Here is a 12,982-nt window from a genome sequence, read left to right as displayed (position 1 = left end):
TGAGTGAACGCGACCGTCTGTATGAATCGATGGGTGCCGTATGAAATCGTAGCATAACTGAATATATTCACACACTGATCGTACCGCCGCCGTGCGATCAGGTGTGCACTGTTCAGTGGCTACGAGAGGAGGCGGCGACGTGTCTACGACCTGCCTCGAGATGAGTGCAGCAGCTATCGGATGAGAGGACAGTAAGATGGTGAAAACGCAGCGCGGCGCTGTCGTTGTAAGTTGACCGAGTTCAGTCTTCGAGGACGATCTCGATCGAGACGTCGTTTGGCACCTGAATGCGCATGAGCTGTCGGAGTGCGCGTTCGTCGGCGTCCAGATCGATCAGGCGCTTGTGGACGCGCATCTCCCAGTGCTCCCACGTGGCGGTACCCTCGCCGTCAGGCGACTTCCGGGTCGGCACCTCGAGGGTCTTGGTCGGCAGCGGAATCGGACCGCTCAGGTTGACGCCGGTGTTGTTCGCAATCTCGCGGACGTCGTCGCAGATGTCGTCTAAGTCGTCTGGACTCGTGCCCGCGAGTCGAACGCGTGCCTGCTGCATTTATTTCTCGTTGACGTCGAGGACCTTGCCGGCCGCGATGGTCTGGCCCATGTCGCGGATGGCGAAGCTCCCGAGTTCAGGGATTTCGCTGGACGGTTCGATGCTGAGGGGCTTCTGCGGTCGGATGGTGACCACAGCAGCGTCACCCGACTGGATGAAGTCGGGGTCTTCCTCGGCGACTTCGCCGCTCGAGGAGTCGATCTTCTTGTCGATGGATTCGANGACCACAGCAGCGTCACCCGACTGGATGAAGTCGGGGTCTTCCTCGGCGACTTCGCCGCTCGAGGAGTCGATCTTCTTGTCGATGGATTCGATCGTACAGGCGACCTGTGCCGTGTGAGCGTGGAAGACCGGCGTGTAGCCGGCCGTGATCACGGACGGGTGCTGCATGACGACGACCTGGGCCTGGAAGGTCTCGGCGACCTTTGGCGGGTTGTCGGCTGGGCCACAGACGTCACCGCGGCGGATGTCGTCCTTGCCGATGCCGCGGACGTTGAATCCGACGTTGTCACCGGGTTCGGCCTTTGGCACTTCCTCGTGGTGCATCTCGATCGTCTTGACCTCGCCACCGACGTCCGATGGCTGGAAGACGACGTCGTCGCCGGTGTTCATGATACCGGTTTCGATGCGGCCGACCGGGACGGTCCCGATACCCGAAATCGTGTAGACGTCCTGAATCGGCAGGCGGAGCGAGGCGTCCGTCGGCGGCTCTGGCTCCGGCAGGTCGTTCAGGGACTCGAGCAGAATTTCGCCGTCGTACCAGTCCGTGTTCTCGGAGGATTCGGCGATGTTGTCGCCCTCGAACGCCGAGATCGGGATGAACGAGGCGTCTGCGGTGTTGAACTGCACCTGCTTGAGGAGCTGGGTAACCTCCTCGACGACCTCGTCGTAGGTGGATTCCTTGTAGTCGACGACGTCCATCTTGTTGACGCCGATGATGAGTTCGTCGATACCAAGGGTGCGAGCCAGGAAGACGTGCTCCTGGGTCTGGGGCGCGACACCGTCGTCAGCGGCGACGACGAGGACGGCGTTGTCCGCCTGGGATGCGCCCGTGATCATGTTCTTGACGAAGTCGCGGTGGCCAGGACAGTCGACGATGGTAAAGTCGTACTCGTCGGTGGAGAACTCCTGGTGGGCGATGTCGATGGTGACACCACGCTCTCGCTCCTCGGCGAGGTTGTCCATGACGTAGGCGAACTCGAAGCCGCCCTTGCCCTTCTCTTCGGCTTCTTCGCGGTGCTGTTCGATGACGTGCTCTGGTACGCTCCCCGTCTCGTAGAGGAGTCGTCCCACGAGCGTACTCTTCCCGTGGTCAACGTGGCCGATGATGGCCAGGTTCTGGTGTTGGTCGCTCATTGTTGTAGCTCACGCGCAGAGGCGCTTATATCGGTCCCTTTTGCTCGTTGCGGTTAAAACCATTTCGAAAGCGTATTCGTCAGAACCCGACGCCCGCTTGCGGTTTGTGTCATGTCCACACGGATCGGTCCGAAACGAACACTGACAGCTGAACTCGACTGTCGTGCTCAGTTACAGTGGTGGGAGACGACCCACGTCGGAGAGGACTGCCGTCGCCGTTTCGGGACCGCCAGCGCCCCGACCGCTCGAATGAAGCGAGCCGGCGTTTCGGGTTTTGATCTGGACGATATTTCGCGTTCCGGTCACAGCGAGGGCCCCGTTTTCGGGGACAAGTCGTGGACTCACACGGACCCCGTCACGAGTTGCCTCGCCAATGAGTCGAATCGTGCGCCCGTCTTCGGCGGCGAGTTCAAGTGCGCTGCCGGGGACGTTCTGAATACCCTCGACGGTTGCATCGTCGAGCGAGAAGCCGCCGTCTGCCAAGACGTTTGCGAGGATGACGAACTTCAGGGCGGCATCGGTGCCGTCGACGTCGAACGTGGGGTCGGCTTCGGCGACGCCTAAGTCCTGGGCTTCCGCGAGGACGTGTTCGTAGTCGAGTCCCTCGGCAGCCATGCGGGTGAGGATGAAGTTCGCGGTGCCGTTGAGGACGCCGCGGACGGCGGTGACTGCCTGTGGCGTCGAGTCTTCGATCGTCGAAAGGACGGGGATCGCGCCGCCGACGGTGGCCTCGAATCTGATCGCGCCTGCACTGCTGGCTTCCAGTTCACGGAGTTCTTCGTAGCGTTCGGCGACGGGGCCTTTGTTCGCGAGAACGACGTGGTGGTCGGTCTGTAGCGCGCGTTTTGCGTGTGTAAAGCCGGGGTCAGCGTTGCCGAGTGTCGTTGGGGTGGCCTCGACGAGTACGTCGTAGTCGGTTTCGAAGACAGCTTCGGGAGCAGTCTCGCCCAGGTCGTCGCCGCTTCGTTTGCGCTCGACTACGTCCGTCACGTCGAGGCCCTCGGAGTCGACGGCGGCGCTCGTCGAGTCGGCGAGGGCGACGACCTCGTGTTCGTACTCGCCGGCGAGTTCAGCAACGGAGCGGCCGACGTTTCCAGCGCCGAGGATCGCGAGGCGCTGTCCCATCAGGCGTCACCTCCGAGGAGCGGCTCGACGACGGTGAGGTCCTTGGCCGAGCCGATCGAGCGGATGGCGTCGAGTGCGGCGTCCGTTCGGCCGGAGTCGACGGCAAGTCGCAGTCGGGCGCTGGAGGTGGCCTCGGTGCCGTCGGGGGCGGCGAGCGAGAGGTCGATGACGGCGGCGTCCGCTTCGGTTTCGATCTGCGAGAGCGTCTCCGAGAGGTCGTTTTCGACGAGGTGGCCGACGAGGACGACGCTGATCTCCTCGCCGTAGCGTTCGGCACCGGCCTGGATGACGTTGACGCCGGCACCGCGGAGTCCCTCGACGACGTCGTCGAACCGATCGGGTGGGCATTCGAGATCGACCTCGACGGGGATGTGGCCGCGGGGTGTGATGTTGCCCCGCTCGTGGTGTATGCTCAGGAGATTGCCGCCGTTGTCCGCGATCGGGGAGAGCGCGCGGAGGAGTTCGCCGGGTTCGTCGACGAGTTCGAGGCGGACGGTGTAGGCGTGGACGCCGCCGTCGGTTTCGGTTTCCGTTTCTGTTTCCGGTTCCGTTTCTGTTTCCGCGTCTGTTGTGGTTTCGGCGTCCTCGCTGTCCGTATTGGGGTTGCCGTCGGCATCGTCGGATGTGGCCGTGGGATCGACAGCGGTTGTGTCTGGGTCTGCATCTTCGGCTGCGTCCGCGTCGTCGGCCGCCTGGCCGTCCACGGCGGGTTCGTTACCCATTACCCTCACCTCCTGCGGTCAGACATCCACACGTCGTCATGGTGACTTACTCCGTAACTCGAGCGTAAAAGGATATAGGAACTCTCAAAACTGACCGATCATGCCAACGACAAGCACACAGCGATGGGATATCCGCTATCGGTCGAAACCGGCAGTTCAGAGGTGGTCTTTTCCAGGGTTCGACGATCCCCAGTCGCCGCGACCGCCTTCGGTCCGGTCGACCCCCATAATCGACTCGGCCTGATCCGGCCCGCCGAGGCTTTCGCGGGCGTCCGGCACGCGAACCGTCACCTCGTCGATTTCGGGCCACTTGAGGAGTTCAGCCTCGATATTGCCCGTCGTCACATTGCTGACCGAACAGCCCTTGCACCCACCGCCGAGTTCGATGATGACTTCGCCGGTCTCCGGGTCGGCCTCGCGGACCGCGCTGGTTCCGCCGTGCATCTGGATGATCGGCATCTCGCGGGCGAGCCACGTCTCGACGCGTTCCCGAAGCGGCCCGTCGGCGTCGGAATCACTCATTGCCCGCCCTACGAACTCGAAGGGTGAATAGGTTTGGTCCTCGGGCGGTGGCCCGTGAACTGCGACCGAACTGGTCAGGAACGCAGTCGGCGACGCAGCCATGCCGCGCCGACCATACCGCCTGCAAGTCCCAGTGCGCCGGTAGCGCCGGTGAATCCGGGGATCGACTCGCCGATAGCGCCGCTGTCACTGCCGGACTCGGTAGTGCCGTTGTCCGGGTCCGTCGGGAACGTAACGAGTTCACCCGTCGTCCCCGCCTTGGGAATCACGTCGGTGCTGCTCGCGACGAACGCCGTCTCCGGGTCGAGGATGCGGGCGGTCCAGAAACCGGTCGTTTCGGCGTCGCGCCAGGCGGCGAGTTCGGTTGGATCGGCGGGGTCGGAGACGTCGTGAATTTTGACGCCGCCTTGGTACCAAGCGGAGTAGAGCCGGCCGTTCCGGAGTTCAAAGTTGTGGGCGGTCGTCCACGTCCCGCCGCGGTAGGACTCGTCGTCGGCGGCGGGGGCGTCGATGCTGGCTTGGTGGGTGGGCGTTGTGGGATCGCTGATGTCATAAAGATCGATCCCGCCGGCTCCGTCCGGGTCGTCGCTGCCGGTGGCCCAGGCCTCGCGCCCGACGGCCATGAGGTCGCCGGTGTCGTCGACGGCGGCGTAGTGGTCGTTGCCGGGGAGGCTGAACTGGGCCGTCTCGTCGTCGAGCGTGCGCTGTTCGTCGCGGTCCAGCTCGGGGTCGACGACGTGTGACACGTACGTCGGCTCGTCCGAGTCGCTCACGTCGACCAGGTAGGTGCCGGCGTTCCAGAACGGGAGATACGCGATGTCGTCCTGGACGTAGACGTCGTGGACGTAGCGGGCGAGCCAGTAGAGGTCTTCCCACTCGGAATTATAATCGAGCAGCGCCCAGCGCCCGCGTTCGGTGACTGTGTCATCACCGAGATCGAAGATGACGAGTTCGTTTGCCGCGGGCGGCGGGCCGTTGGAGACGACGAACAGGTGGTCACCCTCGAGATAGCAGTTGTGGATGTGAAAGCCGGTTTCGTAGGGTTCGATAGCAGGAGTCGGATCGGCGGGGTCGCTCACGTCGTAACAGCAAAAGCCGTGAAAGACCTCCTCAGAGGTCGGATTGGCGGGGCCGGGGACGACGAGTCGGTCGCCGTCTACTTCCACGTCGAGGATTTCGATGAGCGGGGTCCCGTCGACCGTGATCCCGCCCTCGCGAGCGAGCACCGTCGGGTCCGCGGGGTCGGAGACGTCGACGGTCGCAAAGCCCGTCGTGGTTGCGACGTACGCGATGTCGCCGTCGTCACCGACGACAGTTTCGGCCGCGCGGTCGATCTCCACGCGCCCGAGCGGTTCGTACGACGATGGCGTCGCATCCTGGGGCGTCGAACTGACGTTCGACGTGCTATCCTGCGTGGCGGTGGAAGAGCTGGCGGCGGTCGCGGACACCGAGAGAGCGATCCCCGCCGTCAGCCCGGTTCGGAGGAACGATCGGCGGCGCATACAGGCATCTCGACCTGTTGATTCAAATACTATTGGTTCTCCCGCGAGTTCGTCAGTGTCAGTTTTGGAGGCGAGTCCGATCGCCGGTCCCCTGCGTCAGTGCGCTCGCGATCGCGCCTTCGAGAACGACGTCGTCGCCGTGATCGGTCACTCGAATTTCGGGGACGTTCGTCATCACCATGTCGGAGACGCGGTCGCGAATCGGGTCGACGACCAACGCTTCGTTGTGGAGGGCGACGGCCCCGCCGAAGGAGATCATGATCGGCGCGAACGAGTGGATCACGTTCGTTATCCCCATGGCGTTCCAGTGGGCCAGTTGGTCGATGACGTAATCGGCGAGTTCGTCTTCGCCGGCGAACTCGAAGACGTCCTTGGCGGTGAAGTCGGGGCTCTCGAGCGGCAGGTCGGTCGAGATCGTGGGGTCGTCCTCGGCGAGCAGGCGTGCGTAGTCGGGAATGGCGTTGCCCGAGCAGTAGGCTTCCCAGTGGCCGTTGCGGCCGCAGCCGCAGGTCAGGCGACCGCGCGGGTCGACGACGCAGTGGCCGACCTCACCGGCGTTGCCGTCCCAGCCACCGAGGATTTCGCCGTCGCAGCAGATGCCGGCTCCGACGCCCGAGGAGATGGTGATGTAGACCATGTCGTCGGGGTTGCGGTCGGCGTGGAAGCGCTCGCCGATGACGCCGGCGGTCGTGTCGTTGTGGAGGTAGACTTCGTCGGTATCGAGCAACTTTTCGATCGGTCCCGTGAGCGGAATGCGGTCGATCGAGTCCGGGAGGTTCGCCGGATCGATCACGGCACCCTCCGCGAGGTCGAACGGGCCGATCGAGCCGATACCGGCGGCGACGACCTCGCCCGGCGTGACGCCGGCGTCGCCGCAGGCTTCTCGGAGCGTTCGAAGAACGCCTTCCGTAATGTCGATTCCCGTCGGTCCACGTGGTGTGGCGTTCCGACTGACGCCGATCGTCGTCCCGTCGTCCGCGGCGACGGCCGCCCGGACGTTCGTCGCGCCGAGATCGACGCCCGCATAGTAGACCATCCTATTCGAATGAGCGCCGCGGCGTTACTTAACTACACATATTGTACTCGACAACGAGTAGTGACTGCGACAGATTTCATCCCGTGTTATCGGCCGACTACCGACGATCGGCGATCGGCGATACTCACTCGTCCTCGCTCCGGACGAACGTCACCGGACAGGGGGCCGAGAGGAGTACTTCCTGTGCGGTCGAGCCGAAGACTGCCTTCCCCGTCGGCGACCGCCGCCGTCCGCCGACGACGACCCGATCGGCGTCGACTGCCGTTGCCATGTCGACGATCGCTGGCCCGTGGTCGCCGACGGCCCCTCGCGTCTCGTAGTCGATCTCGTACTCGTCGAGCGTCTCCTGTAATTCCCTGATCGTCGAGTGGCGCATCGCGACTTCGTCCGGATCGTCCTCTGCCACCTCAGTATCGAAATCCAGGCGCGTCAGTACCTCATCGTACTCGGAACTGGTAAAGACGTGGCCGAGAACGACCGTCGCATCCGCTGGCGCTGCGATTTCGACGACGGTTTCTGCCAGTTTCTCGCTTCGATCAGCATCACCCGGTCCAACCGCGAGAAGGACGGTTTGTAGCGTCATGTCTCGACTATATTCGCCATCCCACTTAAGTGTCAGACCTGGTGTCCAAACTGGCGCTGCGGAGCCAGGGATAGCACCGATAGCGCTTCCCGAAGCCCGCTGGCGAGCCATTTTTCCACTCACCCGATGAGAACTCCGTATGAACAACCTCTCACTCGATGGCCGTACGGTCCTCGTAACGGGAAGCGCCCGCGGCATCGGACGCGAACTCCTGCTTTCGATGGCTGACCACGGCGCACGAACCGCCGTTCACTACCACACGAGCGCCGAGGCTGCCCGTGAAGTCGCCGCGGAAGCGCGCAGTCGCGGTGCCGAAGACACGATGACTGTCCAGGGCGACGTTACCGATCCCGACAGCGTCGACGGCCTCTTCGCCGCGGTCGAATCCGAACTCGGCCCCGTCGATGTCCTTGTCAACAACGTCGGCGACTTCGCACCACGCCGCTGGGATGAACTCGAGTTCGAAACGTGGAACCACGTTCTCGAAACCAATCTCAACGGGACCTATCTCTGCTCGAAGCGGGCGCTCCCGGCGATGCGCGAGAGTGACAGTGACAGCGACGGCGAGTACGGCCGTATCGTCAACATCGGCTACGCCTCGAGCGAGAAAGGGCTCGTCAGCCCGGTGAACTTCCCGTATTTCGTCGCAAAAGCGGGTGTATTGATGTTCACCCGGATGCTCGCTGCGGAGACGCAAGACGACGGCATCACCGTCAACGCGATTTCGCCCTACGTCGTCGAGAACTCCGAGGAGTTCCCCGAGGAACTGCCGCGCAATCGTCCCGCGAGTTTCGACGATCTAATCCAGCCGCTGCTGTTTTTCCTCGACCCGGATTCGGGATACATCAGCGGCGAGAACGTCGAAGTCGACGGCGGGTGGCTCCCGGAACACGTCTAAGGGCGACTGCCGATGATTCGTCTCTTTTCTCCTCCCTCAGAAACCGAACTCCTGTTTCGCGAACTGGGCGAGCAGCGGCACGTCCTCGAGACCGAGGAGGTTAGAGATAGCACGGACGCTCCCCCGGTTTGCCTTCGCCAGCGTGTCGTCGCCGAGTCGATTCAGATCTCGCATCAGCCGGTCGTAGCGGTCGTTATCCGCGAGATACAGGAGTTTCGTCATCCACAGTCGGTTTTGCATGTTCGGGGCGACCTCGCGGTGCCAGAGCGTCTCGTAGACTTCGAGATTCTCCGCGGTGGGCTCGATATTGCCGTGCTTGAGGCAGCTATCGGCCGCGGCTGCGGCCATCCGGCCGGACTGCATACACTTGTTGATCCCCTCCCCCCAGAGCGGATCGACCGTCGGCACGGTGTCTCCGATCGCCATGAAGCGGTCGGCGTGTAACTTGTTCGGCATCTGGATGTGTGCCGACCCGCGGTGTTGTTTCTCGTCGAACCGGGTTGCGTCCTGAAAGCGCGGGTCGGTCTCGACCCAGTGATCGAGGTAGTCGTCGATGCTGAACCCGTCGCGGGCGTACTGGTCGTGACTCCCGTTTTGAATGTAACAGAGGCCAACCTTGGCCGTATCCTCGCCGGTGTGGAAAATCCACGAATACCCACCGGGCGCGATCTCGTGATCCAATCGCAGCATCATCGCATCGTGGAGATCCGCGAAACCGGGCCGGTCGATGTCGATCCCCTCGAACTCGTACTCGATGCCAATCGCGTGGTTCTCCCGCTTGAGGTCCGTCACGCCCAGTTTCTTCGCAAGCGGCGCTGCCGGCCCCGTCGCATCAACGATGATTTCGCCGTAGACCTCCTCGTCGCCGTTGTACGTCACACCGACGATCTCACCACCCTCCGTAATCGGGGCCGTAACCCGCGAATCGAAGCGATACTCCGCTCCCGCGGTCTGGCCCTCCTCGACGAGGAACCGCTTGAAGTCGGCGAACTCGAGAACCGCCCCGGACTGTTCTTTGACGAAGTAATCCGTCGGCGATTCGAGGACGACGCTATCGGTATACTGCATCACCACCTCGTCCGGAATGCCGAACGCGGACATCATCGACGGGAACGTCCCCGCCGTCGACTTGTTGCTCTGGCGCGGGAACTCCTCTTCGACCTCAGTTTCGAGGACGACGACATCGTAGCCTCTCGTCGCGAGGTCACGGGCACACTGGGCACCGGCCGGTCCGGCACCGGCGATCACCACGTCGTGGCGGTCGTTCATACTTTCCAGACTCTGTCGAACCCTAATGAGTTTGTTCAGTCGTCCCTGCGACCTGACTGCACTCGAGCCACCGGCACGTGGCTCGGTATCTTCCCTGTAGGCTACGCGCTCCGATGACTTACTACCGTTACTACCGGATCGAGTCGCTTGTAGCTTTCACTACCCGCGCACCGAGTGCAGCGCCCGTCGTCAGTTCGGCGTATCGACCGCGTACCTTTTTGCCACCCCTCGAAAAATGCACCGTATGGTCGACGTCCTCGACAACAAACGGGCCGCGACGCGATTCCGGATCCTCGTCCAGATCGCCGAGCGCCAGCCCGCCGTCAGCCAGGGGGAGATCGCCGAGGAAGTCGGCGTCACGAGCCAGGCCGTCAGCGAGTACATTCGCGAACTCGTCGACGACGGGCTCGTCGAGAAGGAAGGCCGCTCGCGCTATCGCGTCACTCGTGAAGGTGTCGACTGGCTCTTCCACGCCGCCGACAACGTTCGTCGCTTCGCAGACCACGTCACCGGCGACGTGCTCGCCGCGATGAGCGAAGACGCCTACATCGCCACCGACGACATCGAAGAGGGCGACACCGTCTCGCTCTCGCTCGAAAACGGCCTCCTTCACGCCACACCCGGCGGCGACGGACCCGCAACCGGCATCGCCACCACCGACGCCGAAGCCGGCACCGACGTCGGCGTCACGAGCTTCGAGGGCGTCATGGAACTCGAACCCGGCTCCGTGACGGTGTTCCAGGTCCCCTCCGTGCGAACCGGCGGTAGCCGAGCGATCGATGCGGCCACCGTGACCGACGCCTGCGACGACGCCGAACTCGTCGTCGCAACCGGCGTCGAAGCCGTCGTCGCCTGCCGGCGGGCCGCCGTCGAACCCGCAGTTACGTTCGCCGTCGGCGAGGTCGCCGCCGACGCCGCCGAACACGGACTCGACGTTACCGCAATCGCGACCACCGATGCCGTCGGCCGTGTTACCGATGCGCTCCGTGACGCCGACGTCGCCTACGAAGTGCTCGAAGGCTAGGGGCCGGCGAGACACCGCGGCTCGTTCCGTCACTGGGCCGGCAGTTGGTCGACGATTCCCTCGAAAACCGTTTTTGGAATGTGATAGAGCTGTTCGCCGCCCATCGAGTGGGTTTCTTTGACGAGAATGATTTCGTTTTCGATATATTGCTTCTCGACGTTCGCGATGAATTTCGCCTCGTACTTGGAAACCGAGTTCGCCGACTTCTCGTTCTCGAAATCGCGGATCGTAGTCCATTCGTCGCTATTAAGAAGTGTTTGGGCGCTCTTTTGCATTACAAGCACATGATTCTGGAGTTGAGTGGATAACTCTTCCCATAATAGGAACTAAGATCTATAGAGTCCCTAGAACAGCCTCTCCTATGGGAACAATCTGCCATCCCACGCACCTCTCCTGCATACTATTCACAAAATATCCACGAGAAATACACAGACAGCCACGCTAGTTTGCGGCCCGAGGCTCCCACCGTATCGCTCTCGCAACCGAGTTCAACCGATGTAGCGCAAATCGTCGTCCGTCGGCACGTCCATCTGCTGTTGTTGCTCCATCTCCTGAATCTTGCCGATCACGCCCTCCATCTCGTCGGCCCGCTCGTCGAGCGTTTCGTAATCCAGTTCGATGTCGAGTACGTCCTCGAGCACTTCGAGGACGGCACGCGCACTCTTCGGGTCGACGAGATATCCACTCGTCTCACCCATCAGACACGCGGCCTCGAATCCGCGGCGCTCGCCGAGTCCCAAGAGCAGCCCCGAGACACCGACGATGCCACCCGCCGGCTCGTCTTCCCTGAACTCGACACCCGCTTCCTCGAGTTCACCGAGCATCGACTCGTCGCTGACCGCGCCGACGACGGCGTACTCGTCGATGAGTTCACCCGTCGGCACGCCGCCGAGTGCGAACACTTCGCTCGCGCCGAACGCTTCGGCGATATCGAGGAAAGCACTCGTCAGCACGTAGTGACCTTCGTTGGTCTGGGCCTGGTGATCGCCGGTCAACAGAAGCAGATCACGGCCCTCTGCCGGCGAGATTGCGTAAATCTCGACGCAGGTGAGTTCCGAGACGCCACCCTCGATGCTCACCTGCGGCGGGAACTCGTGTGAGTACACCCGTCTGACGAGCGTGCTCTCACCGTCGAGTTCTTCGAGCAGGTGGTCGACGGCGAGTTTGCCGACGTGTCCGACGCCCGGCAGCCCCTCGACGAGTACGGGGTCGTCCAGTGCAGCCTCGGCGACCGCGTCGATGTCGAGTTCGTCCATACCCTATCAGCGGGTGCGACGTTTAAGAGCGCGTCGGTACTCGCCGTAGGGGTCTTCCGGATTGAAGGGTGCGGGGGCGCTGTTCTCGGTGGGTGCGCCACAGTCGGGACACGTTTCTGACAGGCTGTATCGCGGTCGGTCGTGTCGGTCGCGCCACGCCGAACAGACACGGATGTCGGATTTCATTGGATCTATAGTGGTGTGAGGCTGGATACGATGGATCGATTCGATGCTGTCGATCCGAATGCCCGGGGGTCAAAGACCGCGTCTGACCCCGCTATCGTTGTCTCGGCCGCGTTCGACTACTCCTCGTCCGTTCGGGGGTCGCGGTGATACTCGCCGTCGCCGCCGTGGCCCTCGATAGCAGTGATTGCACGCTGGGCGCTCTCCTCGAGTTGGGATTCGGCTGTCTTGTAGTTGGGTGCCTGCACGCGGATGCGGTACTCGGGTGCGCCGACGTAGGTGACGTCGAGGTCGACCTCTTCCGGAACCTCGCCGTTTCCTTCGGCTGCGGTCAGTGCCTCGCGAATCCCGTCGACGCCGCTTGCAGACGGGTTCTCGAGGTCAACGTAGCCGGTAACGTTGACGTACGGCACCGAGACGTTTTCGCGGGCGGTTTCGACGAGCGCGTCGATCTCGTCGTCCGTGAGTTCGGTGTCTTCGAGCGCTTCGTGGCCGTGGATCGCGGCCTGTTTGAAGCCCTCGTAGAGGCTGCCGTGAGCACCGATCAGTTCGTTCGCGATCGCGGTGTATTCCTCGTCTTCGATCTCCTCGCCCGTGGCCAGATCCATCCAGTTGTCGGCCTTCTGCTCGTTTTTCCACTGCTGGATCTTCTCGGAGCGCTGGTGATCGTTGACGTCCTTGAGCGAGAGATCGATCTGCTGGGACCCCTCGTCGACGTCTAGGACCTTACAGACAACGATCTGGCCCTCGCGGACGTGGTCGCGGACGTTCTTGATCCATCCGCTTGCGACCTCGGAGATGTGAATCAGGCCGCGCTTGTCCTCGTACTCCTCGAGATCGACGAAGACACCGAAGTCTTCGATCTCGTCGATCTTGCCGACGACGAGTTCGCCGGGGTCGGGCCAGCCGCTGTACTTCATCGTGACTCGACTGTGTCCGTGATCTCGTGTTCGATC

General features: G+C 62.8%; 15 protein-coding genes. 2 read left to right on the top strand and 13 right to left on the bottom strand.

Annotated elements, in window-relative coordinates; translation table 11 throughout:
- Window positions 1-241: 241 nt before the first annotated feature.
- The 8 genes from rpsJ to C484_RS08695 all read right to left on the bottom strand — a co-directional run bounded on the left by rpsJ (window position 242) and on the right by C484_RS08695 (window position 7,396).
- Complete coding sequence (gene rpsJ, locus C484_RS08730; RefSeq protein ID WP_004215311.1) at window positions 242-550, bottom strand: 30S ribosomal protein S10; 309 nt, start codon at window positions 548-550, stop codon at window positions 242-244.
- Window positions 551-1,906 (bottom strand): translation elongation factor EF-1 subunit alpha, encoded by a 1,356-nt coding sequence (gene tuf, locus C484_RS08725; RefSeq protein ID WP_006825568.1) that lies wholly within the window; start codon window positions 1,904-1,906, stop codon window positions 551-553.
- A 171-nt stretch (window positions 1,907-2,077) separates the two neighbouring features.
- On the bottom strand, window positions 2,078-3,031 hold the full coding sequence (locus C484_RS08720) for a homoserine dehydrogenase (RefSeq protein WP_006825567.1): 954 nt from the start codon (window positions 3,029-3,031) through the stop codon (window positions 2,078-2,080).
- Window positions 3,031-3,753: a hypothetical protein gene (locus tag C484_RS08715; protein ID WP_006825566.1), complete on the bottom strand. Its 723-nt coding sequence runs from the start codon at window positions 3,751-3,753 to the stop codon at window positions 3,031-3,033. The genes C484_RS08720 and C484_RS08715 overlap by 1 nt, the downstream gene beginning before the upstream one ends.
- A 156-nt stretch (window positions 3,754-3,909) precedes the next feature.
- The gene (locus C484_RS08710; RefSeq protein ID WP_006109826.1) at window positions 3,910-4,275 is read right to left on the bottom strand and encodes a NifU family protein; all 366 of its coding nucleotides are present in this window, start codon (window positions 4,273-4,275) and stop codon (window positions 3,910-3,912) included.
- Between the two features lie 74 nt (window positions 4,276-4,349).
- Window positions 4,350-5,777, bottom strand: a complete 1,428-nt coding sequence (locus C484_RS08705) for an LVIVD repeat-containing protein (protein ID WP_006825565.1) — start codon at window positions 5,775-5,777, stop codon at window positions 4,350-4,352.
- Window positions 5,778-5,835: 58 nt separating this feature from the next.
- On the bottom strand, window positions 5,836-6,813 hold the full coding sequence (locus C484_RS08700) for an ROK family protein (RefSeq protein WP_006664349.1): 978 nt from the start codon (window positions 6,811-6,813) through the stop codon (window positions 5,836-5,838).
- 124 nt (window positions 6,814-6,937) lie between these two features.
- Entirely contained in the window at window positions 6,938-7,396 is a 459-nt protein-coding gene (locus tag C484_RS08695; RefSeq protein WP_006825564.1) for a universal stress protein, read from the bottom strand.
- Window positions 7,397-7,535: 139 nt separating this feature from the next.
- On the opposite strand from C484_RS08695, the gene C484_RS08690 reads away from it, so the two are divergent.
- Entirely contained in the window at window positions 7,536-8,294 is a 759-nt protein-coding gene (locus tag C484_RS08690; protein WP_006825563.1) for an SDR family NAD(P)-dependent oxidoreductase, read from the top strand.
- 36 nt (window positions 8,295-8,330) lie between these two features.
- On the opposite strand, the gene C484_RS08685 is transcribed toward C484_RS08690, so the two are convergent.
- A complete protein-coding gene (locus tag C484_RS08685; RefSeq protein WP_006825562.1) occupies window positions 8,331-9,563 on the bottom strand; it encodes a digeranylgeranylglycerophospholipid reductase in 1,233 nt (410 codons plus the stop codon).
- A 244-nt stretch (window positions 9,564-9,807) separates the two neighbouring features.
- On the opposite strand from C484_RS08685, the gene C484_RS08680 reads away from it, so the two are divergent.
- The gene (locus C484_RS08680; RefSeq protein WP_006825561.1) at window positions 9,808-10,587 is read left to right on the top strand and encodes a DUF7839 domain-containing protein; all 780 of its coding nucleotides are present in this window, start codon (window positions 9,808-9,810) and stop codon (window positions 10,585-10,587) included.
- A 29-nt stretch (window positions 10,588-10,616) separates the two neighbouring features.
- On the opposite strand, the gene C484_RS08675 is transcribed toward C484_RS08680, so the two are convergent.
- The 4 genes from C484_RS08675 to C484_RS08665 form a co-directional block, all read right to left on the bottom strand.
- On the bottom strand, window positions 10,617-10,862 hold the full coding sequence (locus tag C484_RS08675) for a hypothetical protein (protein ID WP_006825560.1): 246 nt from the start codon (window positions 10,860-10,862) through the stop codon (window positions 10,617-10,619).
- Between the two features lie 213 nt (window positions 10,863-11,075).
- Window positions 11,076-11,843, bottom strand: a complete 768-nt coding sequence (locus C484_RS08670) for a proteasome assembly chaperone family protein (protein ID WP_006825559.1) — start codon at window positions 11,841-11,843, stop codon at window positions 11,076-11,078.
- 6 nt (window positions 11,844-11,849) lie between these two features.
- On the bottom strand, window positions 11,850-12,029 hold the full coding sequence (locus C484_RS22215; protein WP_006825558.1) for an RNA-protein complex protein Nop10: 180 nt from the start codon (window positions 12,027-12,029) through the stop codon (window positions 11,850-11,852).
- A gap of 116 nt (window positions 12,030-12,145) precedes the next feature.
- Window positions 12,146-12,946 carry a translation initiation factor IF-2 subunit alpha gene (locus C484_RS08665; RefSeq protein WP_049915195.1) on the bottom strand — a complete coding sequence of 267 codons (801 nt, stop codon included), beginning with the start codon at window positions 12,944-12,946 and terminating at the stop codon, window positions 12,146-12,148.
- Window positions 12,947-12,982: the final 36 nt, after the last annotated feature.

Source organism: Natrialba taiwanensis DSM 12281 (assembly GCF_000337595.1).
GTDB lineage: Archaea > Halobacteriota > Halobacteria > Halobacteriales > Natrialbaceae > Natrialba > Natrialba taiwanensis.
The sequence above is the reverse complement of the archived record's forward strand: the minus strand, read 5'-3'. Positions and strand labels throughout refer to the sequence as shown.